At 62.6% G+C, this 22281-nt stretch carries 21 protein-coding genes, 1 tRNA gene and 1 pseudogene; 16 read left to right on the top strand and 7 right to left on the bottom strand.

Annotated elements, in window-relative coordinates:
* Window position 1 precedes the first annotated feature (1 nt).
* Complete coding sequence (locus ACFJIU_RS04630; protein ID WP_379067998.1) at window positions 2-385, bottom strand: winged helix-turn-helix transcriptional regulator; 384 nt, start codon at window positions 383-385, stop codon at window positions 2-4.
* An 87-nt stretch (window positions 386-472) separates the two neighbouring features.
* On the opposite strand from ACFJIU_RS04630, the gene ACFJIU_RS04635 reads away from it, so the two are divergent.
* Entirely contained in the window at window positions 473-1486 is a 1014-nt protein-coding gene (locus ACFJIU_RS04635) for a zinc-binding alcohol dehydrogenase family protein (RefSeq protein ID WP_379068001.1), read from the top strand.
* A 2-nt stretch (window positions 1487-1488) separates the two neighbouring features.
* Here ACFJIU_RS04635 and ACFJIU_RS04640 read toward each other — a convergent pair whose 3' ends face one another.
* Entirely contained in the window at window positions 1489-2442 is a 954-nt protein-coding gene (locus ACFJIU_RS04640; RefSeq protein WP_379068004.1) for a S1C family serine protease, read from the bottom strand.
* Window positions 2443-2610: 168 nt separating this feature from the next.
* On the opposite strand from ACFJIU_RS04640, the gene ACFJIU_RS04645 reads away from it, so the two are divergent.
* The 3 genes from ACFJIU_RS04645 to ACFJIU_RS04655 all read left to right on the top strand — a co-directional run bounded on the left by ACFJIU_RS04645 (window position 2611) and on the right by ACFJIU_RS04655 (window position 5042).
* The gene (locus ACFJIU_RS04645; RefSeq protein ID WP_379068007.1) at window positions 2611-3480 is read left to right on the top strand and encodes a S1C family serine protease; all 870 of its coding nucleotides are present in this window, start codon (window positions 2611-2613) and stop codon (window positions 3478-3480) included.
* Between the two features lie 8 nt (window positions 3481-3488).
* Window positions 3489-4073 carry a response regulator transcription factor gene (locus tag ACFJIU_RS04650; RefSeq protein WP_379068010.1) on the top strand — a complete coding sequence of 195 codons (585 nt, stop codon included), beginning with the start codon at window positions 3489-3491 and terminating at the stop codon, window positions 4071-4073.
* Window positions 4074-4175: 102 nt separating this feature from the next.
* On the top strand, window positions 4176-5042 hold the full coding sequence (locus tag ACFJIU_RS04655; RefSeq protein WP_379068013.1) for an SDR family oxidoreductase: 867 nt from the start codon (window positions 4176-4178) through the stop codon (window positions 5040-5042).
* Window positions 5043-5068: 26 nt separating this feature from the next.
* Here the strand turns inward: ACFJIU_RS04655 and ACFJIU_RS04660 are convergent, their stop codons facing one another.
* Together ACFJIU_RS04660 and ACFJIU_RS04665 are read right to left on the bottom strand one after the other, a co-directional pair.
* Complete coding sequence (locus tag ACFJIU_RS04660) at window positions 5069-5584, bottom strand: TIGR00645 family protein (protein ID WP_379068016.1); 516 nt, start codon at window positions 5582-5584, stop codon at window positions 5069-5071.
* A 338-nt stretch (window positions 5585-5922) separates the two neighbouring features.
* On the bottom strand, window positions 5923-8208 hold the full coding sequence (locus ACFJIU_RS04665; RefSeq protein WP_379068019.1) for an OmpA family protein: 2286 nt from the start codon (window positions 8206-8208) through the stop codon (window positions 5923-5925).
* A 149-nt stretch (window positions 8209-8357) separates the two neighbouring features.
* On the opposite strand from ACFJIU_RS04665, the gene ACFJIU_RS04670 reads away from it, so the two are divergent.
* Together ACFJIU_RS04670 and ACFJIU_RS04675 are read left to right on the top strand one after the other, a co-directional pair.
* On the top strand, window positions 8358-8816 hold the full coding sequence (locus tag ACFJIU_RS04670) for a YcgN family cysteine cluster protein (protein ID WP_379068022.1): 459 nt from the start codon (window positions 8358-8360) through the stop codon (window positions 8814-8816).
* A gap of 195 nt (window positions 8817-9011) precedes the next feature.
* Entirely contained in the window at window positions 9012-9392 is a 381-nt protein-coding gene (locus ACFJIU_RS04675) for a hypothetical protein (RefSeq protein ID WP_379068025.1), read from the top strand.
* A 115-nt stretch (window positions 9393-9507) separates the two neighbouring features.
* Here the strand turns inward: ACFJIU_RS04675 and ACFJIU_RS04680 are convergent, their stop codons facing one another.
* Window positions 9508-10218 carry an SIMPL domain-containing protein gene (locus ACFJIU_RS04680; protein WP_379068028.1) on the bottom strand — a complete coding sequence of 237 codons (711 nt, stop codon included), beginning with the start codon at window positions 10216-10218 and terminating at the stop codon, window positions 9508-9510.
* 131 nt (window positions 10219-10349) lie between these two features.
* On the opposite strand from ACFJIU_RS04680, the gene ACFJIU_RS04685 reads away from it, so the two are divergent.
* Window positions 10350-10425, top strand: a tRNA-Ile gene (locus ACFJIU_RS04685).
* A gap of 748 nt (window positions 10426-11173) precedes the next feature.
* Here the strand turns inward: ACFJIU_RS04685 and ACFJIU_RS04690 are convergent.
* The gene (locus ACFJIU_RS04690) at window positions 11174-11593 is read right to left on the bottom strand and encodes an Imm26 family immunity protein (RefSeq protein ID WP_379068031.1); all 420 of its coding nucleotides are present in this window, start codon (window positions 11591-11593) and stop codon (window positions 11174-11176) included.
* Window positions 11594-11901: 308 nt separating this feature from the next.
* Here ACFJIU_RS04690 and ftsZ point away from each other — a divergent pair, with 308 nt between their 5' ends.
* From ftsZ to ACFJIU_RS04705, 3 genes and pseudogenes are all read left to right on the top strand, one after another.
* Window positions 11902-12894 carry a cell division protein FtsZ gene (gene ftsZ / locus ACFJIU_RS04695; protein WP_379068034.1) on the top strand — a complete coding sequence of 331 codons (993 nt, stop codon included), beginning with the start codon at window positions 11902-11904 and terminating at the stop codon, window positions 12892-12894.
* A gap of 187 nt (window positions 12895-13081) precedes the next feature.
* On the top strand, window positions 13082-14014 hold the full coding sequence (locus ACFJIU_RS04700; RefSeq protein ID WP_379068037.1) for a DMT family transporter: 933 nt from the start codon (window positions 13082-13084) through the stop codon (window positions 14012-14014).
* Window positions 14015-14079: 65 nt separating this feature from the next.
* Window positions 14080-15331, top strand: a pseudogene (locus tag ACFJIU_RS04705) (flavin-dependent oxidoreductase).
* Here the strand turns inward: ACFJIU_RS04705 and ACFJIU_RS04710 are convergent.
* Entirely contained in the window at window positions 15332-16012 is a 681-nt protein-coding gene (locus tag ACFJIU_RS04710) for a GntR family transcriptional regulator (RefSeq protein ID WP_379068040.1), read from the bottom strand.
* Window positions 16013-16148: 136 nt separating this feature from the next.
* Between ACFJIU_RS04710 and ACFJIU_RS04715 the strand changes: the two genes are divergently transcribed.
* From ACFJIU_RS04715 to ACFJIU_RS04740, 6 genes are all read left to right on the top strand, one after another.
* The gene (locus tag ACFJIU_RS04715; RefSeq protein WP_379068042.1) at window positions 16149-17270 is read left to right on the top strand and encodes a cupin domain-containing protein; all 1122 of its coding nucleotides are present in this window, start codon (window positions 16149-16151) and stop codon (window positions 17268-17270) included.
* 10 nt (window positions 17271-17280) lie between these two features.
* Window positions 17281-18201 (top strand): fumarylacetoacetate hydrolase family protein, encoded by a 921-nt coding sequence (locus tag ACFJIU_RS04720; protein ID WP_379068045.1) that lies wholly within the window; start codon window positions 17281-17283, stop codon window positions 18199-18201.
* A 6-nt stretch (window positions 18202-18207) separates the two neighbouring features.
* A complete protein-coding gene (locus ACFJIU_RS04725; RefSeq protein ID WP_379068046.1) occupies window positions 18208-19137 on the top strand; it encodes a carbon-nitrogen hydrolase family protein in 930 nt (309 codons plus the stop codon).
* Window positions 19137-19790 carry a flavin reductase family protein gene (locus ACFJIU_RS04730; protein ID WP_379068049.1) on the top strand — a complete coding sequence of 218 codons (654 nt, stop codon included), beginning with the start codon at window positions 19137-19139 and terminating at the stop codon, window positions 19788-19790. Before ACFJIU_RS04725 ends, ACFJIU_RS04730 begins: the two co-directional genes overlap by 1 nt.
* 99 nt (window positions 19791-19889) lie before the next feature.
* Window positions 19890-20942, top strand: a complete 1053-nt coding sequence (locus ACFJIU_RS04735; RefSeq protein ID WP_379068052.1) for a peptidase M29 — start codon at window positions 19890-19892, stop codon at window positions 20940-20942.
* Window positions 20943-20964: 22 nt separating this feature from the next.
* Window positions 20965-22278, top strand: a complete 1314-nt coding sequence (locus ACFJIU_RS04740) for an acyl-CoA dehydrogenase family protein (protein ID WP_379068055.1) — start codon at window positions 20965-20967, stop codon at window positions 22276-22278.
* Window positions 22279-22281 lie beyond the last annotated feature (3 nt).

Raw genomic sequence — 22281 nt, forward strand, 5'->3', positions numbered from 1 at the left:
GCTAGCAGTTGCCCGGCGCGACGTAACCCGTGGCGAGAATGTTGTCGTCACCCCAGCGCTTCAGCGCCAGAATGATCGGCTCCAACGACCGCCCACGTTCGGTCAGTGAATATTCGACCTTGGGCGGCACCTCCGCATAGACCTTGCGATCGATCAGGCCGCTCGTCTCCAGTTCGCGCAACTGATTGGTCAGCATGCGCTGGGTGACCGTCATCTTGCGGCGCAATTCGTTGAAGCGAAGTGTACCCTGTTGGATGAGGTGGTAGAGGATGACACCTTTCCACTTGCCGCCGATGAGTTCCAACGTGCCCTCCACGGGGCATGCGGGTGAATTGCGCAGATCTTGATGACGGATGCGGCCCACGGGATTACTCCACGGTATCATTTTCGACACTATATACAATAAATGTGCATTCTTGCGGAAACAGCACATAGAGCACATCTGGCATGTACGCAAAACAGGAGACATGCCATGCGTGCCATTGGGTATCTGGAACCACAGCCGATTTCGGCCCCTTCATCCCTCGTCGACATAGAGCTGCTGCGCCCAAAGGCTCTTGGCCGGGACATACTGGTCGAGGTGAGGGCCGTTTCGGTCAATCCCGTCGACACCAAGGTGCGTGCCGCTGCGAAGCCGGCTGAAGGCCAGCACAGGGTGCTCGGCTGGGACGCCGCCGGCGTGGTTGTTGAAACCGGTCCCGAAGCGAGCCTGTTCAAGCCCGGCGACGAGGTCTTTTACGCGGGGGCCATCAACCGGCCCGGCTCGAACGCCGAATTCCATCTCGTGGACGAGCGGATCGCGGCGCTGAAGCCGCGCTCCCTGGATTTTGCGGCGGCAGCCGCCCTGCCGCTGACGACGATCACCGCCTATGAGGCGCTGTTCGATCGGCTCGACGTGACCCGGCCCGTCGCTGGTGCGGCCAACGCCATCGTCATCGTCGGCGCCGCAGGTGGCGTCGGCTCGATCGCCATCCAGCTTCTGCGTGCCCTGACCGATCTGACGGTCATTGCCACTGCATCGCGACCCGAAACGGTCGAATGGGTGAAGGCGCGCGGCGCGCATCATGTGATCGACCACAACAAGGCGATGGCGGAACAGGTGGCCGCACTTGGTATCGGGGCGCCAGCTTTCGTGTTTTCACTGACCCATAGCGATGCCCATGCCGGCGAGATCGCAAAACTGATCGCGCCGCAGGGCAGGGTGGCGCTGATCGACGACCCTAAATCCTTCGACATCATGCTGTTCAAATCGAAGGCGCTGTCGCTGCACTGGGAAATGATGTTCGCGCGACCTGTACACCAGACAGCGGATGTCATCCGGCAGCACGAGCTTCTGACCAAGGTTGCCGGACTGGTCGATGCCGGCAAGGTCAGCTCGACCATCACCGACAACTACGGAAAAATCTCGGCGGCGAACCTGAGGCGCGCCCACGCCCAGATCGAATCCGGCACCACGCTGGGCAAGATCGTGCTTGCCGGCTGGTAATCTCAGCCGGCTCTTGCCACCGGCGTCACCGCGATGCGGCTGATGCCGGTGCGGCGCAGCACCGTGCAGACCGTCTCGCAGCCGATGCGCTCGGCATCCAGCATCCGGACCAGATCGTCGACGCCGGTCACCGGCCGCCCGTCGATGGCAGCGATGATATCGCCCTCTTTCAAACCGGCCTTTGCCGCGGGACCACCCGGCTCGATGCTGCGCAGCCGCACTGCGGTACTGCTGGTGACCTGCGAAAGCAGGGCGGCTCGACGCGGCAGGTTGGTCGTATCGGCGGAAATGCCGATGAAGGCGCGGCGCACACGGCCGAAGCGGATGATTTCGGAGATGACAAAGTTGGCCGTGTTGGAGGCCACAGCGAAGGCGATGCCTTGCGCACCGGGGATCATGGCAGTGTTGACGCCGATGACTTCGCCTGCGGAAGACACCAGCGGCCCGCCGGAATTGCCTGGATTGAGCGCGGCGTCGGTCTGGATGACGTCATCGATCAGGCGACCCGTCGTGGCACGCATGGAGCGACCGAGCGCCGAGACGACACCGGTGGTGATCGTCCACTCGAATCCCAGTGGATTGCCGATGGCGATTGCGATCTGGCCGCGCCTGAGCCGTTTGGAATCGCCGAGCGGTGCGACATTGGCGAAGGAGCCGCCAGCGCGCACCAATGCGATGTCGGTGTCCGGATCGGCACCGAGCACACGTCCCTCATCGACGGTGCCGTCGGGCATGGCGACACGCACGGCACGCGCGTCGCCGACGACGTGGAAGTTGGTGACGATCAAGCCGTCCGGCGAAATGACGAAACCCGAACCGTGCCCTCCGCGTCCGCCGATCCGCTCTATCCGGCAGACGGCAGGGCCGATACGGTCGACGGCGTCGGCGACCGTGGTGGAATAGGCATCGAGCAGAATGTCGTCCCGGGGAGCTGGATCGAGAGCTGGCAGCGCCATGGCAGGCTTCCCATGTGAAAACGTGGATCGATGCCTATATGTGCGGAGCGTGAGCTTTCGCCGCGACCTGACCAGATGGCCAGCAGCCGGTCTTCCTAGCCGTCAGGCGAGTATCATTGCCGGCGCCAGCCAGCGATATCTGGGGAACCAACAATCCCGGAGGTCATCATGAGCGACTTCAATCTTGGCGCCTTCTCGGACGCCATCGCCGATATCGCGGAAGGCGCGGCACCTGTCGTCGCCAGTCTCGACGCGCACCATGGCCGCACCACCTCAGCCTTCCACTGGGGGGCTGGCTACTTCGTCGCCGCCGAGGAGGTTCTCGATGCCGACGATGAAATCGAATTGACACTCGGCTCCGGCGAACGAGCCAAGGCGACGCTCACCGGCCGCGATCCCTCGACGGGCATCGCGTTGCTGAAGACCGAGCGAATCGATCTGCCGGTGTTGGCGCGCGCCTCAACTGTGCGGCCAGGCAACATCGCGATCGCCACGGGCAACAGCGAAGGCGCGGCCCTTGCGGTGCTTGGAACGGTCGGTGAAGCAGGCCCAGCCTGGCGTTCGATGCGGGGCGGAACGATCGACCGTCGTATCAACCTTGCCGTCGGCGCCGGCAGCCGTTTCGAAGGCGGCCCGGTGCTGGATTCCGGAGGCGCGCTGATCGGCATGCTTCTGTTCGGGCCACGCCGCCGCGCGCTGGTCATTCCGTTCGAAACCATCGAACGCACCGTGGCAGTCCTGAGGGAAAAGGGCCATGTCGTGCGCGGTTATCTGGGGGCTGCCCTGCATCCCGCCCGTGACGGCGACACCGCCGGTGCCATGGTGATGGGATTGGACGAAAGCGGTCCCGCCAAGGCGGCCGGTTTGCATGTCGGCGACATCATCGTGGCCTGGAACGGCGAGCCGGTGGAAGGGCCGCGCGGCCTGATGCGCAGGCTGGGGCCGGACAGTGCCGGCAGTGAGGTCGAACTCGGCATCCTGCGTGGCGGCGGCCGCAGCGAGGTTACCGTGACGATCGGCGAAAAGCCGCTGAACTGAGAGGATCGATGACAGGCAGGCGACTGACAGTGCTGATCGCACTCGGCGATGCCGGGCGGGCCGAGCGGCTGTCGGCATCTCTGGCTGCCGGGGAGGAGTTCGCGCCTGTTCCGGCGGGCAGTGTGTCAGGCTTCGACGTCGCCATCGTCGACAATGCCACCCTCCAGCTGGACGCGCCGCTGGTGCTGTTGTCGCCTCGTCCGGTTGCCGCCGTCAACGGCAGTGCGGGCCGTGTCTTCGCTGTCTTGCCACCGAACGCCGAGGACGGGCTGATCGGCGCCGCGGCGCGACTGGCAGCGGCGGGATATCACGCGGTGCGCGATGAAGAGGCCCTGGACGCCGGTTTCCCGGCCGAGGCAGGCGATCATCCCGGCGAACACGAGGTCGTGGCGCGGCCATCGCTGTCTCCGCGTGAGGCAGAGGTGCTGGCCCTGCTTGCCGAAGGCGCACCCAACAAGGTGATCGCCCGCCGACTCGACATTTCCGTGCATACCGCCAAGTTCCATGTCGCGGCGATCCTGACCAAGCTCGGAGCTGCCAACCGCACCGACGCGATCGCGATCGCTATGCGACAAGGCCTGGTGCTGGTCTAAAGACCGGGCACTCCGCACTGTCATCATCGTCAAGGGCTATCGCACCTTGCATCCCAGTCCTGCCCGGGCAAGGATCGGCGATTGCTGCAAGGAGGCCGATGCATGTCGCTCAAGGGAAAAACACTGTTCATTTCCGGCGGGTCGCGCGGCATCGGGCTGGCGATCGCCTTGCGCGCCGCCCGCGATGGCGCCAACGTCACCATCGCGGCCAAGACCGACACGCCGCATCCCAAGCTGCCCGGTACCATCCACACAGCAGTAGAAGAGATCGAAAAGGCTGGTGGCAAGGGGCTCCCGGTTCTGTGCGACATCCGCGAGGAAACACAGGTTGCACAAGCCGTCGCCAGGACGGTCGAGCGTTTCGGTGGCATCGACATCTGCATCAACAATGCCAGCGCCATCCAGCTCACCGGTACGCTCGAAACCGACATGAAGCGCTACGATCTGATGCATCAGATCAATACGCGCGGCACATTCCTTGTTTCCAAAATGTGCATTGCGCACCTGAAGTTGGCGTCGAACCCTCATATTTTGAATCTGGCGCCGCCACTCGACATGAAAGCCAAATGGTTCAAGGGCCACGTCGCCTACACGATGGCGAAGTTCGGCATGTCGATGTGCACGCTGGGCATGAGCGCGGAGTTTTCTTCGGCGGGCATTGCGGTCAATTCGCTGTGGCCGTTGACGGCGATCGACACGGCGGCGGTCCGCAATCTTCTCGGCGGTGAGACGGTTGCGTCAATGAGCCGTTCGCCCGAGATCATGGCCGATGCGGCACATGCGATCCTGACGCGGCCGTCGCGCGAGGCGACCGGCAATTTCTACATCGACGAAGAGGTGCTGCGCGCCCAAGGGGTCAGCGATTTCTCGAAGTATGCGCCGGGCGCGAAGGGTGCACTCGCCGGCGATTTCTTCGTGCCCGACGAGGTGTTCGCCAGGACGGACACCAAGGTCACGGGCCTGTTCTGAGGCGGGTACCCGGCTGATTGCGCGGGTCAGTCCGGCGACTTGTCGCCTTTTCCATGACCCATCAGACGGTCGATGTATGCCAACATCAGCGCCGACAGCACGAAGGTGAGGTGGATGATGGTCAGCCACATCAACTGGTCGGTGGAGTAGGACGAGGAGTTCAGGAACACCTGCAGCAGATGGATTGACGAGATCGCGACGATGGTCGAGGCAACCTTGACCTTAAGCGAGCCGACATCGATCGTGCCCAGCCAATGCACCTTGCCTTCATGCTCGTCGAAACGGCTGACGAAGTTCTCGTAGCCGGAGATGATGACCATGACCACGAGCGAGGCGACGAGGGCGGCATCGATGAGGCCGAGAATCTTCAGGATCGTATCCGTGTCGCCCAGCACCATGACGGTGCTCACAAACTCGTAGAGTTTCTTGGCGAACGAGAGCGCATAGATGGCAAGCGCCAGGCCAAGCCCGAGATAGAACACCACCAGAAGCCAGCGCGAGGCCAGGATGATGGATTCGATGGCGAGTTCGAGGCGTTTCATAAGATGCGTCCGTGCTTCCAGTCGGCGTCGTTCTAGAGCAATTCCAGAAAAAGTGTGTAGCGGTTTTTCGTCCGGAATTGCGCAAAAGCAAAAGTCAGAGCGTTTCCGCGTTTCCGTGAAAAACGGAAACGCTCTGGTGAGCGGCGCGGTCTTGGCAAGACACGAAATGCGCCATGCCGGATCCGTTGATGCCAAATGATCCTAACAAAAGACCCGGTCGGTGGAGTAAGCCGGCCGGGCCTCTTGACGTCCCGTTCAGGACGGGACGGGGCAGGGAACCCCGTTAATATCTGGGGCTCCCATTGTGGCGAATCAATGCCCTAGCGGGGGCGTCGCGCCTATTTTGCACTTGCCACCGGTGCCACCAGCGGGGTGATACGGCGGATGGCGACGCGCCGGTTCTCGCGTTCCGGCTTCTGTGTTTTCACCTTCAGGTAGCGTTCGCCGTAGCCCTGCGTGCTCAGATTCTCCGGCGGGACGTCGAAGACGCTGCTCAGCGCATTGGCGACGGCCTCGGCGCGGCGGTCGGACAGCGCCAGGTTGGCGACGTCCGAGCCGACGGCATCGGTGTGGCCCTCGATCAGGAAGGTCTCGGCAGGGTTCTTGGCCAGCAGCTTCTGCATGGCATCGGCCACGCCTTGCAGCTTCTCGACCTCGCTTTCGGGAATGGTTGCCGAACCGAACTCGAAATTCAGCGTGTCGAGATCGATGCGGCGGGCTATGTCGCGCACGCGTGCCGAGCGCTTGACCTCGTCGATCGAATAGAGGCGCTTGACCTTCTCCACCGGCGGTCGTTCCAGGAAGACATAATAGTCTTCGGGGCTTTGGACGTACTCCGATTCCAGGATGTATTCCCGGCGCGGAATGTCGATGTAGATCGGCGGCAGCTCGTCGCCTGGGTCGCGCCACTCGCTGATGTCTTCGTAATAACGCTCGTCAACATAGCTCAGCACATATTCGCGGCCGTCCGGCGTGATGCGAGACCGCCTGATGATATCGCCATTGCGATTGCGGATGGTGATGATCTGGTTGCCATTGTCGCGCACGATGGTCTCGCGGGTGCGGCCGCGCGGCAGGTCCTCGTAGTAGACGTCCTGCGCGTCACGGGTGATGCGGGGACGGTCGTTGCTTTCGACGATGATCTGGTTGTTGAACTGGATGATCGTGCGATCGCCGTAGTTCTTGACGATATCGGCCCCTTCAGGACGCGGACGCCGGCGTACGTCGAAATCCGGTGCGCGTTCGAGCCGCGTGCCTTTCTCCTCCGTCACCGGGGCGATTTTTTCCGGCTGGATCGTCACCTGTGCCGCCTTGTCGTCCTTGGGGGGCGGCACCTTTTCCGTCGGCTGCTGAACTGGTTGGGCGGGCTGTGTCACCGGCTGCCCGGCTGGTGTCTGGCCAGGCTGCGGCTGGACGCTGTCGCCCTTCTGGCCGCTGACCGGAGGCTGGGCATCCTTCTGGCTGTCGAAGATCGGCGCGGCGTTAGGGTTGGCCGGCGTGTCGATCTGCTGCCCCGCTGGCTTTTGTTCCCCGGCTGCCGGTAGCTGGCCGCCATCGGCCGGAGCCGGCGGTTGTCCGCCTTGTGCCGGCTGCGTCGCATCACCGGGTTTCGGCTGTTCGCCGGGCTGAGGTTCACCGGCAGGCTTGGTGGACGCGTCACCCTGACCGGCAGGCTTTTGCTCGCCAGTCGCCGGTTTTTCGCCGCCTTGCGCTGGCTGCTCAGTCGGCTTTGCCTCCGGCTCAACCGGTTTATCGACAGGCTTCGCCTCTTCCGGCCTATCGGACGGTTTTGCCTGGGTTGGTTCTTCCTTGGCTGCGGGCTCTTCCTTGGCTGGCTTGCTTTCAGCCGGCTTCTGTTCCGGTTCAGCCGGTTTCTGCTCGGGTTCTGCGGGTTTCGCGTCCGGCGCCTTTTCGACAGGCGCCGGCTGCTCGGCCGCAGGTTCGGCCTGCTCCTTCCTGGGCTTCCTGCGTGGCTGCTCCGGCTCCACGGCTGGAGTTTCCTGCTGGGCGGGAGCGGCTTCAGCGGGCGCGGGTTGTTCTGCCGGAGCGGGTTCAGCCTGTTCCTCGCTCTGCTTGCGCTTCTTGCGTGGCTGTTCCGGCTCGGCGGCGGGCGCTTCCTGCTGGACAGGGGCAGCTTCCGCTGGTGCCGGTTGTTCTGCCGGCGCCGGCTCGGCCTGTTCCTCGCTCTGCTTGCGTTTCTTGCGCGGCTGTTCAGGCTCGGCAGGTGGTTCTGCCGCTGGTTCCTGCTGCGCCTGTATCGGAGTTGCTTCCGGAGCAGGGGCCTGCTCGACGGCTGGCGCGGGTTCCGGTGCCGCCACGGGTTCCGGTGCGGCAACCGGTTCCGGTTGTGGTTCCGGAGCAGGGGGCTGTTCAATTGCCGGTGCAGGTTCGGGTGCTGCCACCGGTTCAGGCGCAGCAGCCGGTTCGGGCTGTGGTTCGGGAGCGGCCTGCTCCACCGGCGGCTGGCTGTTCTCGGCAGAGCCGTCACCTTCCGCCTGGGCCAGGATCAGCAGGGATGGCGTGCCCGCTGCAAGGTCGTTCTTGAGTGGCAGGGCAGCAAGCGGCGACGAGGCCATCAGCAGCCCGAGAGCGGTTCCAGTCAGGATCCGTTGTTGGCGTTTCATATCGAATCTCCTTTGCGGGGACGCTGCCGAGGCCCGTAGGCGCGGTCGGTTCGACCGGCAAGAGCTGCAGCGGTGAGAGTAGGGGTATCGAACGGGCGTTTTGATGACGCTGGCCGGATACGCTTGACGTCGCGGCCGCGGCGCGCCACATGCGCCGGATGGAAAGCGAACCCTTCTGGAAGGCCAAGACGCTGGAGGAGATGTCTCCCGCGGAGTGGGAATCGCTGTGCGACGGGTGCGGCAAATGCTGCCTGTCGAAGCTCGAGGACGAGGACACCGGCGAAATCTACTGGACGAGCGTCGCCTGTCGCCTGTTCGACGCCGGCACCTGCCGTTGCCACGACTACAGCAACCGCCTGGCCAAGGTGCCCGACTGCGTCGGTCTCACGCCGCAGAATGTCCGCACCATCAGCTGGCTGCCGTCGACCTGCGCCTATCGGCTCGTCGCTGAAGGGCATGATCTCTACTGGTGGCACCGCCTGCTCTCCGGCAGCGCGGAGACTGTGCACGAGGCAGGCATCTCGATGCGTGGCCGGGTACGCGCCAGCGAGACGGATCTCGCTGAGCCTGAAGACTATTTCGACTATGTGCTCGACGAGGAGCCCTGAAACAGGGCGAGCCGTCGAACAGGCATGTATGCGGCCACGCCGCCATTCCTTTTCCATGCCCGACTATGGTCATCAGCGAAATGAACCTTGCATGAACGAGCGGTTCCCGTTCGGTTCAGCCATGTCCCGCTAGGGTCACATTATCGCTTCGGCGAACAGGGTTCACAGCAAACAGGCTTCCACAAGGAGAAGATCATGTTGACCAAGATCAAGGCTGCCGCACTTTCGGCTTTCGTCGCTTTTGGCGCTCTCGCTGCCGTTCCTGCCACCGCGCAGGCCGACGGCATCTATCTGAACCTCGGCAGCGGCGAGCCGCGCTTCGGCGTCTACGCCGGTGACCGCGACCAGCGCGACTGGCGCGGGGATCGCTGGGATCGCCGCGACCGTGGCTGGGACCGCGATCGTCCCGGCTGCTCGCCGGAATGGGCGCTGAACAAGGCCGAGCGCATGGGTGTCTGGCGGGCTCGCATCGTGGACGTGAACCGTCGCGTCATCAAGGTTGCCGGCCGCCAGGACGGCGAACGCACCATGGTCGTGTTCGGCCGCGAGCGCGGCTGCCCAGTGCTTTACCGCTAAGACACCGCCGGGCTGCAAAGTCCAAAGAGAAGGCCCCGGAGGAGCGATCCTCCGGGGCCTTCTCTTTTACGACCCAACAGACTGGTGCCTGATATCAGGCACCAGTCCTACCACATCATTTCAGCTCGAAGGTGACGTTGACCATGACCTTGTAGGCGTTCTCGCCGGCCTGTACGGGCACCGAAGCGCCGGCGGCATCATAGGCCTTGGCGTTCATCGGCATCGGCGGAGGCGCGTAGCTCTGGTCGGTGATTTCCAAGACTTTGCCGACGCTGACGCCGGCGGCTTCCGCAAGCGTCTTGGCCTTGGCGATTGCATCGGCCACGGCCTTCTTGCGCGCTTCGGTGACGACGGCTGCGGGATTCTCGTTGGTGAAGGAGATGCCGCCACCCTGATTGACGCCGAGCGACACGGCCTTGTCGAGGATTTCACCAGTCTTGGAGATGTCACGCACACGCACCGACAGCGTGTTGGTGACCTGGTAGGCGATCAGCTCCGCCTCCTGGTTGCCGTCGGGCTTGTTGGTGTAGTTGTAGCGCGGGTTGATCTGGATGCCGGCCGTCTGCAGGTCGCGCTCGGCAATGCCGGCTGCCTTCATAGCGGCAATCACGGCAGCCATGGCGTCATTGTTGGCGTTGAGCGCCTCACGTGCGGTCTTGGCTTCGCGCATGACGCTGAGCGACAGCAGGGCGAGATCGGGCGCGACGGTGGCTTCGCCTTCGCCGGACACGATGATGCGTGGCGGCTGTGGGGTTTCGGCTGCGCTGGCGATCGCAGGCATTGCGACGGCGGCGGCGAGGGCGAGGGGCAAAAAGGCTCTGGTCATCGAAAAACTCCGTTGTTCGCCAGTGGCGATGGCCCGATTAGGCGCCGAATATGGATTGATTTGGGCGATGTTGGCGAGTGTGCTCGTAAAGCCTTGTGTGGCGCCACGAAAAACACTATCCAGCCCGCGTGGGGCCTGTAGCTCAATGGTTAGAGCCGGCGGCTCATAACCGCTTGGTTGGGGGTTCGAGTCCCTCCGGGCCCACCAATATACTATTTTACCTTTGAATTTACGGCGCTTTTCCCCGAACCTGAGTTTTTGTTTCGGGATATTATGTTCTCCATCTGATCGATCACACGGCCTGATTATTTGACGCCGAGGCATTTTCTGTCGGCCTTCCGAACATACTCTTCCGCCGCTGGACTTTGAGCCAGCCGAATTGTGCCATCATTTCGTCCATCGGCGCTTGCTCCATCATCTGCGGCCAAGGTTGCAGCAACCTTGCGCGGGCCATGCGCAGAAGCCCGCTGGCGAATGGGTGGCAGCCTGCGGCCAGTCATGTGCGATGCCTATGAGGGAGCGCCGGCAACGGCTGTGTTGCCCGACGACAAGAAAGCAATGCGAGAGGGCGGCGTCCATCACCTAACGAGCTCTCCCAGCCCGCCACCATCGGAAGACCTGCCAGGCTGCGACGCATACCAGAAGTGCTGATGCGCCGACTAGAACCAGACCGAGGGCAAAGAGCGCGCTACGCCAGCCTTCATACGGCTCATTGCACTGGAAGCCGCCGAAACCGAAGGCGCAGTGGGTGCTCGTCACCTCTTCAACCCAAAACGTCGCCACTAGAGCAGCAACGAGGATAATCAGGCTGATGTAGGGAAACCGGCGCATCGCCTGCACATAGCATCTCAAGCCAGTTCTCAGCCATCCGCACTTGGCTTATGGACACCTCGCCTGGCTAGGCACTTTCGCCGGGGCGATGGCTAAACTGTCGACCCACTTGTTCGGGCGTCCATCAGCGAGAGCACGAAGTCTGTCCTCGATGTGCCGGGTCCCCAACGGCAGCGCACTCTAACCTTTCGCATTCGGAAAGCATCGCTGGCCTTTCATAGTTGGTCGCCGCGAAAGTCGAATGATACAGCACCAGACGACCGCAGAAGGCGTCCTGCTTGAAGAAGTATGGCTCAACAGCGTTTTCTGGGGCGACGTCATACTTTCCGAGATAGCGCCAGCCGCCTTTGGTGAGTGCGTACTTCATCGTCCAAAGCTTGAACGCGACCGGCAACACGGGAATGCGATCGAGTGCGATCTCATCACGATGTGTGCCGGCGAAGAATACGATCAAAGTCGCGTTGGCGACCTGGCAGTAACAGTGCCGATCGGGATCAATATCGTTCCTAAATATGTTGCCGACTTCCCATATCGATTTTGCCATCGCCGACTTCTGCGTCCGAACGCGCGACTGTCTTATCATCGCCCAACCGCCCTTCTGAAAGGCAACCCCGCAACTGAAAGGAAAGACCGATGACGGTGACAACCGCCTCAGGCCAATGCGCCATGCGCCCGTCGCACTAAAGCCGCCCTGGCGGTGCACAAATGAACGTGAAGGCCAGTGCCAGCCTCAGCTCGATCTTGTAGCAAGGCGTCTCCTCTGATTCCCTAGGAGCGGGGGAATCGTCTGATTCGTATGCTCGTTGCTCGGTTTTGCGCGGCGTAGCGGGTGCTTTTCGTAGAGGGACCACAATGACCGCCAAGCCTGAAATACTGGAGATGAAGCCAAAGATTACGGTCTTCGGGGTCGGCGGGGCTGGTGGGAATGCCATCAACAATATGATCGCCGAGGGCTTGCAAGGCGTGGAGTTCGTCGCTGCCAACACCGATGCCCAGGCGCTGACCATGTCGAAGTCCTCGCGACTGATCCAGCTGGGCGCGCATGTGACCGAAGGCTTGGGCGCCGGCTCCATCCCCCAGGTTGGCGGCGCGGCAGCGGAAGAATCCATCGATGAAGTCATGGATCATCTGGCAGGAACCCACATGTGTTTCATCACGGCCGGGATGGGTGGCGGCACGGGAACGGGTGCGGCGCCAGTTATTGCACGCGCCGCACGCGATGCCGGCATCTTGACGGTGGCCGTCGTCACCAAGCCCTTCACCTTTGAAGGCCGGCGCAGGATGCAGGCAGCCGAGGAAGGCATAGAGCGCCTTCGAGAGAGTGCGGATACAGTGATCGTCATCCCGAACCAGAACCTGTTCAGGATCGCCGACGCCAAGACCACGTTTGCCGACGCATTCGTGATGGCTGACGGCGTGCTCAACGCGGGTGTCCGGTGCATCACCGATCTCATCGTCAAGGAAGGCCTGATCAATCTTGACTTCGCGGACGTAAGGTCGGTGATGAAAGACATGGGGCGTGCGATGATGGGGACAGGCGAAGCCACCGGAGAAGGGCGTTCAAGGGCGGCAGCGGAAGCTGCAATCGCCAATCCGCTCCTCGACGAGGCCTCGATGACAGGCGCCAGGGGCCTGCTCGTGTCCATATGCGGCGGCACCGACATGACGCTGTTCGAGGTCGATGAGGCGGCGACAAGGATACGGGAAGAGGTCGATGCCGATGCCGACATCATCGTCGGTGCCATCTTCGATCCGGCCTTGTCGGGAAAATTCCGGGTCTCAGTCGTTGCGACCGGCCTGCGCAACACTGTCGATATGGCACAGCTTCAGCAACGGATTGCGTGAAGCATCCCGATGCATCGTTTTGTGCCGGAGATCGGCTCCGAGGTCAGCGATCGCGGCGTGCGAGCGGATCTGAACGTCGGGTTCTGGCCAGGCAACGGCTGGCCGGCTCAGCCGTTGTTCATGCGCAGCTTGTGCTGATGACCGGCCTTGGCTCGCACCGTTCGGGCAGCCATGTTAGGCTCTGGTAATGAACGTTGCCACGCCGTCCCTGCTTCTCGGCCTCGATACGCTCCTTGAACGCTTGCCGCCCTTCGGTCCGCAGGCGCGGGCCGCCGGTCTCGCGCTCGGCGCAGTGTTGTTGTGGTCAACATGGCCGACGCTGGCCACCGTGGCGAACCCGGCGCCGCCGTTCCTTATATTCGGCCTGGCCGCGGCCGTCGGCTTCGTCATTTCGTTCGGCGTCTCGACGGCCCAGGGCAAAACAGCAGATTTTTTCGCAACGTCACCTCGAACACTCGCCATCGTGACGATCGGCCTGCTGGCCAACAACATTCTCTATCTGCTGGCCATACGCAGGATCGGACCGGCGGAAGCCAATGTGATTTCCTATCTCTGGCCCGTGCTGCTCGTCGCGATCATGGCACGGCTTCGGAGGCAGCTGCTTGGACGTGTGCAGGGCCTCGGCATTGCGGGTGCTTTCATCGGAGCGGCTGTTGCGATCGGGCCTGCCTTCGACAACGGTTTTGACGCCACCGGTATCCTGCTTGCCTTCTTCAGCGGTCTCATCTTTGCCATCTACGCCGCCGTCCGCTCGTATGGGCGCGAGACGCATGATGTGGTGGGGCCTTCCATGGGGCTGCTTGCGGTTCTGGCACTCGGTTTTCATTGGGCCTTCGAGCCATCTGCGAGCCTCTCGCTCCCTCAGGGACTGGCCATCGCGGGGATCGGCATCGCACCGCTGACGCTTTCCAACGCGTTATGGGATCGTGCGGTCCGGACGGGTTGTACGGCGATGATCTCAGGCATCGCCTATCTGACGCCGTTGGCTTCCCTTGTCCTGCTCGCCGTTTTCGGTGTCGGGACCGTGTCAACCACTGTTGCGGCGGGGGCGCTGTTGGTCGTTATCGGTGCATTGGCCGCATCCGGGTTCCTGCCGGGTAGCGGGAAAACTCGCGCTTAAAGGTCAATCGGAAACATCATCACCAAACCAAGCCGGGGGCCGAACTCGAACAGGAAGAGGCGCGGATGAAAATCTTGATTGCGGGTGGAGGCATAGGCGGGCTCGTAACCGCGCTTTGCCTGCATGCGGCCGGTATCGAGGCAGACGTGTTCGAACAGGCTCCGTCCGTGCGCGAGCTCGGTGTCGGCATCAATGTGCTGCCGCATGCAATCAAGGCGTTGGCGACACTTGGTCTCCTGCCGGCTCTGGATGAAGCGGGCATCAGAACCCGCGAACTGATCTACGCCAATCGCCTTGGCCAGACAGTCTGGCAGGAATTGCGGGGCATGGATGCGGGCTATGACACACCGCAGCTGAGCATCCATCGCGGCAAGTTGCTGCAGGTGCTTTTCCAGGCCGCAATGGAGCGGCTGGGCCCGGCGCACATCCATGTCGATCACAAGCTCGTTGGCTTCCAGGAACGCGGCGATCGCGTGGCGGCGCGGTTCGAACGGACCGAGGGGGCCGGATCGATGGAGGCGGACGGTGACGCGCTGATCGGCGCAGATGGCATCCATTCCAGGGTTCGCTCCACTCTCTATCCCGATCAGGGCCAGCCGGTCTGGAGCGGTATCATGATCTGGAGAGGAGCGGTTGAATGGCCCGTCTATCAGGATGGGCGCACGATGGTCATCGCCGGCAGCAACACCTCCAAATTCGTATTCTATCCGATCCATGCGGATCCCGCGAAACCGGACAGGCGCTTGACCAACTGGGCTGTCATGGCACGCACCGATGCGGGCAAAGTGCCATCGGGACGGGGTGACTGGAATCGCCCGGGACGTCTCGAAGAAGCGCTGACCTTCGTGCGCGACAAGTTCCGGCTCGGATTCATCGACCCAGTAAGCCTGATCGAAGCCACGGGGCCTTTCTATGAATACCCCAACTGCGACCGGGATCCTGTGGCGCGCTGGTCGTTCGGAAGGGTAAGCCTGCTCGGTGACGCTGCCCATCCGATGTATCCGGTCGGTTCAAATGGCGCCAGCCAGGCGGTTCTCGATGCGATCTGCCTGCGCCAGGCATCTGAGCGGTGCCGCCTCGATCCAGGATGGGCTGAGTGCCTACGATACGGAACGCCGTACAGCGACGAGCGAAATCGTGCTGGCCAATCGCAAGGGTGGACCCGAGGGCGTCATCGATATGATCGAAACGCGCGCTCCTCACGGCTTCGACGACATCGAGCAGGTCGCGACCTACCAGGAACGCGAGGCCATCGTGCGCGGCTATGCGTCGATGGCCGGCTTCTCCAGGGAGCAGGTCAATCGGAAAAAGCGGTAGTTAGACTGCAACTGCCATGCCGTTTGGATTATCCGTGCTGAAGACACTGCTCAGATGGTCCGCGGTTTTTCGGTAATGCGCCTCCAGCAGGGCTGTCGCCTTGTCGGCGTCACGCGCCAGGGTCGCCTCGGCCAATGCACTGTGTTCCGCCTGGACATCGCGTCCGGCCGGGTGGGTCGCTGCCAGCAGCGTTGGAATTCGATAACGCTCGGTTGCGGCGTAAAGGCGCTCGAAGAACTCCAGCGTCCAGGGTGAATTGCAGGCTGCCAGCAGGGCGCGGTGGAAGGCATAGTGCCGGGCTTCGAGCGCCCAGATATCGGCGTCCGGGCCAGCACGAGCAACCTGCAGGTTGAGCGCGTAAAGAGCTGATACGATGCCTGCCGCCCAGTTGTCGTCGCCAAGCTCCATCGAAGCGCGGAGCGCGTCGCATTCGACCTTGATGCGTACGTTCACGGCATCATGCAACTCATCGAGCGAGAGCGGTGCGACGCGGAAGCCACGCAGGGATTCCGCCGTCACCAGGCGCTCGGCGTGCAGCCGGTTTAGCGCCTCGCGCAGGGGCGAGAAACCCATGTCATAACGCTCGCTGAGGTCGGAAAGGCGCAGCGGTCGCCCTGGGGTCAGTTCGCCGCGAATGATGTCGTGACGCAGGGCGTCATAGGCCTTCTCGGCAAGAGTCATGACTGGATCCTTTGCTGTGACTCTAGCGTAGAGGTCTGTTTGTCGGCAATTCCAAAGATTTTCGAAAATAATTATTGCTTTCGAAAAAGTGATCGCCCATGCTGACAGTCGATAGGGTTGCGAACAGGAGGGTTCGATGACGAAATCGCACGAAAACCATCGGGAGGATGTCGTCGGGCGGGCGAATGTCGAGGATACGCCTGAGTTGCTGGCGTATTACGGGGACCTCGGGCGTTTCAGTGCCGGTGCGCTTTGGACGGTGGCGAACAAGATCGAGCCATGGGAGCCGAAATCGCAATCGGTCCCGGTCGTCTGGCGCTATCGCGACCTGCGCGAACACGTCCTGCGTTCGGTGCAACTGGTCACGCCGGAAAAAGCGGGCCGTAGGGTGATCTATCTGAACAATCCCGGCCGAACCGAATTCGCGGCGGCCGTCGGCTGGCTCTATGCCGGGCTGCAAGTGATGAACCCAGGCGAAGTCGCCAGCGCGCATCGCCATTCGGCCTCCGCGATCCGTTTCATCATGGAAGGTTCCGGTGCCTATACAGTCGTCGACGGCCACAAGATGACGCTGGGCGCGAATGACTTCGTGCTGACGCCGAACGGCACCTGGCACGAACATGGTGTCGAGGCCACCGGCTCGCCATGCATCTGGCAGGACGGGCTGGACATTCCGTTCGTCAATGCGATGGAGGCGAACTTCTACGAAGTGCATCCGGACCTGCGCCAGGCGGTTGGATTTGCAGTCGACGACATGACCAAGACCTGGGGCAATCCTGGGCTGAAGCCGACGGGGCAGGGCTGGGACAAGGGCTACAGCCCGATGTTCAAATATGAATGGGCGCCGACGTACGAAGCGCTGACGAAATACTCGGCCTGCACGGAAGGCTCGTCATTCGATGGCGTGCTGATGGAATATGTGAACCCGGTTACGCAAGGACCCGTCATGCAGACCATGGGAGCAAGCATGCAGATGCTGCGCCCGGGCGAGCACACAAAGGCCCACCGTCATACCGGCAGCGGCCTCTATCACGTCGCCAAGGGCGAGGGCCATTCCGTCATCAACGGCAAGCGTTACGACTGGCAGGAACACGACATCTTCTGCGTGCCGTCCTGGGCATGGCACGAGCATATCAACGGTTCAGACAAGGAGGACGCCTGCCTGTTCTGCCTGTCGGACCTTCCGGTGATGCGGGCGCTCGGCCTCTACCGCGAGCAGGCATTCGGTGACAATGGCGGCTTCCAGCCGCTCCTCTAAGGAAAACAAGATGAAACTCGTGACCTATCGCGCTTCAGTCGAGGCGGCGGCGCGGCTTGGCGTGATCGTCGATGACCTGGTGGTCGACGTTGCAGCCCTGGCTGACGCGGCCGGCAAAAACCTGCCCGCGAGCATGCTGGAGCTGATCGATGCCGGCCGGCCCGGTATCGAGACATTGCGCGATTGCCTTGCCGACGCCAATGGCCGCTTCCCGACGGGAACGGCCGTGGCGCTGGCCAATGTGAAGCTGCTGGCGCCGATCCCCAGGCCACGCAAGAACATCTTCGGCATCGGTCTGAACTATGTCGAGCATGTCGCTGAAAGCGCCAAGTCGCTCGACACGTCGAAGGATCTGCCCAAGCAGCCGGTGATCTTCTCAAAGCCGCCGACGACGGTCGTCGGGCCGGGCGAAGGGATCGAGCACAACGGCAAGATCACCCAGCAGCTCGACTGGGAGGTGGAATTGGCGGTGATCATCGGCACCACGGCCAGGAGGGTCGGCAAGCAGGATGCGCTGCGCCATGTCTTCGGTTATTCGGTGATGATCGACGTTTCGGCTCGCGACAATCGGCGGGCGGGACAGTGGATCTTCTCCAAGGGCCAGGACAGCTATGCTCCCTTCGGTCCCTGCATCGTCACCGCGGACGAGATCCCGGATCCCCAGACACTCGATCTCTGGCTTACAGTAAACGGCGTGGAGAAACAGCGCTCGAACACGCGCCATATGCTGTTCAAAGTCGACGACCTGATTGCGGACATATCCTCGGGCATCACCCTGGAGCCGGGAGATATCATTGCCTCGGGCACGCCTGAAGGTGTCGGCGCGGGGCGCAGTCCGCAGGAATGGATGTGGCCGGGTGACACCATCGTTGCCTGCGTGGAAGGCATTGGTTCGCTGCGGCATCCCGTCGTCGACGCAACACCGGAGTAGAAGTCCATGACCCAGACATTCAAAGCGGCTGTCGTTCAGATGGCCTCCGTGCCGGACAATGCCCGCGCGACCGCTGAAGCCGCGGCTGGGCGCTTGCGCGAAGCGGCGGCGAACGGAGCGAAGCTCGTCGTCTTCCCTGAAGCACTGGTCGGAGGCTATCCCAAGGGAGCAAGCTTCGGCGCACCCATCGGCATGAGGAAGCCTGAGGGGCGGGCCGCGTTTGCCCACTACCACGCCGGTGCGATCGACCTCGATGGAGAGGAGGTGGCGATACTGGCTGAAGCCGCGGCGGAAACCGGGGCTTTCGCTGTGGTCGGCGTCATCGAACGCGACGGCGCCACACTCTATTGCACAGTGCTTTATTTCGACGGCGAGCGAGGGCTTGTCGGCAAGCATCGCAAGCTGATGCCGACGGCTGGAGAGCGATTGATCTGGGGGTTCGGCGATGGCTCCACCATGCCGGTGTTTCGCACCGATATCGGCACCATCGGCGCGGTGATCTGCTGGGAAAACTACATGCCTGGCTTGCGCATGCACATGTACCACCAGGGCGTGACGCTCTATTGTGCACCCACCGCGGACGACCGCGACACCTGGCTGCCGAGCATGCAGCATATCGCCCTGGAGGGGCGTACCTTCGTGCTCACTGCCTGTCAGTACATCATGCGCGCGGCGTTCGGCCCCGATCATGAGAGCGCTTTGGGTGACGATCCGGGTCTGGTGATGATGCGGGGCGGCTCCGCCATCATCAGCCCGCTGGGCAAGGTGCTTGCGGGTCCCGATTTCGCCGGCGAGACGATCCTTTATGCGGAGATCGATCCTGGCGAAGTCATGCGTGCCAAGTTCGACTTCGATGTCACGGGTCACTATGCGAGACCGGATGTCTTCAGCCTCGTCGTCGATACGCGGGCAAAACCGGCCGTCCGCGAGGTCTGATGCGTTTCGACCTCGAGGATGTCGGCACGCAGAACGCCTACAAGCTGCTTGCGGCTACCGTCATGCCGCGGCCGATCGCCTGGGTGGTGACCCAGGATGTCGAAGGGCGCGTGAATGCCGCGCCCTATAGCTTTTTCAATGTCATGGGGTCAGCGCCGCCGACCATAGCGCTCGGCATCCTTGCCAGCCCCGACCGGGGCTTCAAGGACACGGCCCGCAACATCCTCGATACTGGCGAGTTCGTGGTGAACCTTGTGCCCGAGCGGCTCGTGCGGGCCATGAACATCACCTCGATCGATGCGCCGGCGGGGATCGAGGAATTGAAGCTCGCGGAACTGCAAACCCTGCCGTCGGACAGAATAGGCCCGCCCCGCATTGCCGAAAGCCCCGTCGCCTTCGAGTGCGTTTCCCTGTCGACCGTCGAAACGGGGCCGACGCAGCTTGTCGTCATCGGCCATGTACGAACCGTGCACATAGCCGACGAATTCGTGCTCGATCCTGAGCGAGCCCATATCGACACTCCGAAACTCGATCTCGTGGCCCGCTCCTACGGCAGCGACTATGTGCGCAGCCGCGACACTTTCAGCCTGGTGCGCCCGACCTGGCGTGACCATCAGGCCGCCTTTGCCGGAATTCTGTCGGACAAGCCATAATTTTCGAAAATCCTATTGACAAATTGCGCGTGCCGATAAAACTTAACTGACAAGTAAAGAAAATCGCAAAAACAGCGATACATCAATGGGAAGGACGCGATGCTGCAAGAGCGCATCGAAGGGAAGTGGCTTGCCTGCTTCCGGCGGGTTTTCGCACTCAACGCCATCGGCGCGGGCACCAGGGTGGCCGTGTTGTCCGAAACGCAGTCGCGTCCGGTGCTGATCCATCTGTCGGATCTGGCGCTGCATGATCTCGGTGCCGAATACTGCATGATCCAGATGCCGACTCCGCGCCAGACGGCGCCGGTTCCGGTGAAGTCAACCGGCACGTCCTGGGCCATTCAGCAGAACCGCGCCGTCATCGAAGCGCTGAAGCGCGTCGAGGTCATCGTCGACTGCACGGTGGAGGGGCTGATCCACGCTCCGGAATGGCCGGAGATCGAGGAAGCCGGCAATACGCGCCTGCTGGTGGTCTGCAACGAACATCCTGAAATCCTCGAGCGCACCGAGCCGATGGCCGAGCTCGGCCCGAAGGTGGCCCTGGGCGTGCAGATGCTGCGCGAGGCGAAGGAGATGCGCGTCACCTCCGCCGCCGGCACGGATCTCGTCATTGACCTTCGCGGTGCGCCTTGCGGCGGTACGCCTGGTTTCGGCACCAGGCCGGGCGATGTCGCGCATTGGCCGGGCGGCCTTTGCCTGGCCTTCCCGGGACAGAACAGCGTCAACGGCCGCATCGTCATGGACGTCGGCGACATGAACCTGACGTTCAAGAGCACGCTGACCAGCCGCATCGACTTCACGGTCGAGAACGACTTCGTGACGGCCATCAAAGGCGACGGCATCGATGCCATCCATTTCCGCGAATACATGGAAGCCTGGGAAGACCGTAACGCCTACGGCATGAGCCATGTCGGCTGGGGCATGCATCCGCGCGCGCGCTGGGTATCGGCTGCGATGTACGACAAGCGCGACATGCAGGCGGTCGAGTTTCGTGCTCTGGCGGGGTCGTTCCTCTGGTCGACGGGGGCCAACCAATATGCCGGGCGCTATACGCTCGGCCATTTCGATCTGCCGATGCGCAACTGCACGATCACGCTCGACGGAACGGTCGTCGTCAAGCACGGCGTCCTGCAGGGCGAACTGGCGCTTTGACGCCGCTGGAGAAAGACCGAGAATGAGCGAAATTTCCGACTATTACGACCTGTCGCGCATCCGGCCGCAGGTCCAGAAGGTCCTCAACCGCGTCAACGAGCTGGGCCGCGAGCGCTTCGCCGGTCGTGCCAAGGGGGTGGACGACGATGCTTCGTTCCCGGTCGAAAACTACAGGGACCTCGCCGAAGAAGGCTTCCTCGGGCTGTGCATCCCGGAGGAGTTTGGCGGCTGGGGCTTTTCGATGTTCGAATATGCCATGGTCGGCGCCGAGATCGGCAAATATTGCGGCGCCACCGCATTGACCTTCAACATGCACAATTCCTCCATGGCATGGTCGCGTTTCATGTTCGAAATGCCGAACCTGACGGCTGAGGAGAAGGCGATCTTCGCGCCGCTGCGCGAGCGCCAATTCCGCCGCGCCGTTGCCGAGAAGGCGATCTTCTCCCAGCCGATCTCCGAAGGTGGCCAGAACTGGACCTCGAAGCCCAACCAGACCCAGTGCCGCAAGGTGGATGGCGGCTGGATGATCAACGGCTTCAAGAAATTCGCTTCGCTTGCCGGCTATTGCGACTACTACACCATCGTCTGCACCGAGGTGTTCGAAGGCCAGGAGCCACGGCACGAGGACACCATGCTGTTCGTCGTCCACAAGGATACGCCGGGCCTGTCAGTCAAGGGTGACTGGGATCCGCTCGGCATGCGCGGCACCAACAGTCGTGACCTGATCCTGAAGGACGTCTTCGTTCGCGCCGACGATCTGTTGATGCCACGCGGCATCTTCAACAAGACGCTGCCCAACTGGCCGCACATGATGATCACGCTCTCGCCCACCTATATGGGCGTGGCGCAGGGCGCCTACGATTTCATGGTGGACTACCTCAGGGGCAAGATCCCCGGCCAGCCTCCGGTCGACCGCCGCATGTATGCCACCAAGCGCATCGCCGTCGGCAAGATGTATGCGCGGCTCGCCAACATGCGCGCGCTGTGGTGGCAGGCCTTCAGCGAATCGAAGGGCTTCCCCAACAAGGCGGAAGTGCAGCGCATGTATGCCGCCCAGTACAACGTGATGGAAGGCGCCGCCGAGATGACCTCGATGGCGATCCGCACATGCGGTGGCCAGTCGATGCTGAAGTCGCTGCCGCTGGAGCGCATGTATCGCGACAGCCGTTGCGGCGCGTTGATGCTGCCGTTCACCTCCGAAATCATGGAGGATTATCTCGGCGTACTGTCCCTCTATGAAATGGATGAGCTCGATCATGCTCCCGGCGACGAGGGCGGCGCCCGAACCTCGCTGTGGCGGGGTGACAGCGGCAGCGGTGCCCGCGCGGTCCGGTAGCTG

It is taken from the genome of Mesorhizobium sp. UC74_2 (assembly GCF_042701485.1).
Taxonomy (GTDB): domain Bacteria; phylum Pseudomonadota; class Alphaproteobacteria; order Rhizobiales; family Rhizobiaceae; genus Mesorhizobium.

What these genes read in the sequence shown, in the direction of transcription:
- ACFJIU_RS04630 (WP_379067998.1), bottom strand. Translation starts at nt 385, where the DNA reads ATGATACCGTGGAGTAATCCCGTGGGCCGCATCCGTCATCAAGATCTG.
- ACFJIU_RS04635 (WP_379068001.1), top strand. Translation starts at nt 473, where the DNA reads ATGCGTGCCATTGGGTATCTGGAACCACAGCCGATTTCGGCCCCTTCA.
- ACFJIU_RS04640 (WP_379068004.1), bottom strand. Translation starts at nt 2,442, where the DNA reads ATGGCGCTGCCAGCTCTCGATCCAGCTCCCCGGGACGACATTCTGCTC.
- ACFJIU_RS04645 (WP_379068007.1), top strand. Translation starts at nt 2,611, where the DNA reads ATGAGCGACTTCAATCTTGGCGCCTTCTCGGACGCCATCGCCGATATC.
- ACFJIU_RS04650 (WP_379068010.1), top strand. Translation starts at nt 3,489, where the DNA reads ATGACAGGCAGGCGACTGACAGTGCTGATCGCACTCGGCGATGCCGGG.
- ACFJIU_RS04655 (WP_379068013.1), top strand. Translation starts at nt 4,176, where the DNA reads ATGTCGCTCAAGGGAAAAACACTGTTCATTTCCGGCGGGTCGCGCGGC.
- ACFJIU_RS04660 (WP_379068016.1), bottom strand. Translation starts at nt 5,584, where the DNA reads ATGAAACGCCTCGAACTCGCCATCGAATCCATCATCCTGGCCTCGCGC.
- ACFJIU_RS04665 (WP_379068019.1), bottom strand. Translation starts at nt 8,208, where the DNA reads ATGAAACGCCAACAACGGATCCTGACTGGAACCGCTCTCGGGCTGCTG.
- ACFJIU_RS04670 (WP_379068022.1), top strand. Translation starts at nt 8,358, where the DNA reads ATGCGCCGGATGGAAAGCGAACCCTTCTGGAAGGCCAAGACGCTGGAG.
- ACFJIU_RS04675 (WP_379068025.1), top strand. Translation starts at nt 9,012, where the DNA reads ATGTTGACCAAGATCAAGGCTGCCGCACTTTCGGCTTTCGTCGCTTTT.
- ACFJIU_RS04680 (WP_379068028.1), bottom strand. Translation starts at nt 10,218, where the DNA reads ATGACCAGAGCCTTTTTGCCCCTCGCCCTCGCCGCCGCCGTCGCAATG.
- ACFJIU_RS04690 (WP_379068031.1), bottom strand. Translation starts at nt 11,593, where the DNA reads ATGGCAAAATCGATATGGGAAGTCGGCAACATATTTAGGAACGATATT.
- ftsZ (WP_379068034.1), top strand. Translation starts at nt 11,902, where the DNA reads ATGACCGCCAAGCCTGAAATACTGGAGATGAAGCCAAAGATTACGGTC.
- ACFJIU_RS04700 (WP_379068037.1), top strand. Translation starts at nt 13,082, where the DNA reads ATGAACGTTGCCACGCCGTCCCTGCTTCTCGGCCTCGATACGCTCCTT.
- ACFJIU_RS04710 (WP_379068040.1), bottom strand. Translation starts at nt 16,012, where the DNA reads ATGACTCTTGCCGAGAAGGCCTATGACGCCCTGCGTCACGACATCATT.
- ACFJIU_RS04715 (WP_379068042.1), top strand. Translation starts at nt 16,149, where the DNA reads ATGACGAAATCGCACGAAAACCATCGGGAGGATGTCGTCGGGCGGGCG.
- ACFJIU_RS04720 (WP_379068045.1), top strand. Translation starts at nt 17,281, where the DNA reads ATGAAACTCGTGACCTATCGCGCTTCAGTCGAGGCGGCGGCGCGGCTT.
- ACFJIU_RS04725 (WP_379068046.1), top strand. Translation starts at nt 18,208, where the DNA reads ATGACCCAGACATTCAAAGCGGCTGTCGTTCAGATGGCCTCCGTGCCG.
- ACFJIU_RS04730 (WP_379068049.1), top strand. Translation starts at nt 19,137, where the DNA reads ATGCGTTTCGACCTCGAGGATGTCGGCACGCAGAACGCCTACAAGCTG.
- ACFJIU_RS04735 (WP_379068052.1), top strand. Translation starts at nt 19,890, where the DNA reads ATGCTGCAAGAGCGCATCGAAGGGAAGTGGCTTGCCTGCTTCCGGCGG.
- ACFJIU_RS04740 (WP_379068055.1), top strand. Translation starts at nt 20,965, where the DNA reads ATGAGCGAAATTTCCGACTATTACGACCTGTCGCGCATCCGGCCGCAG.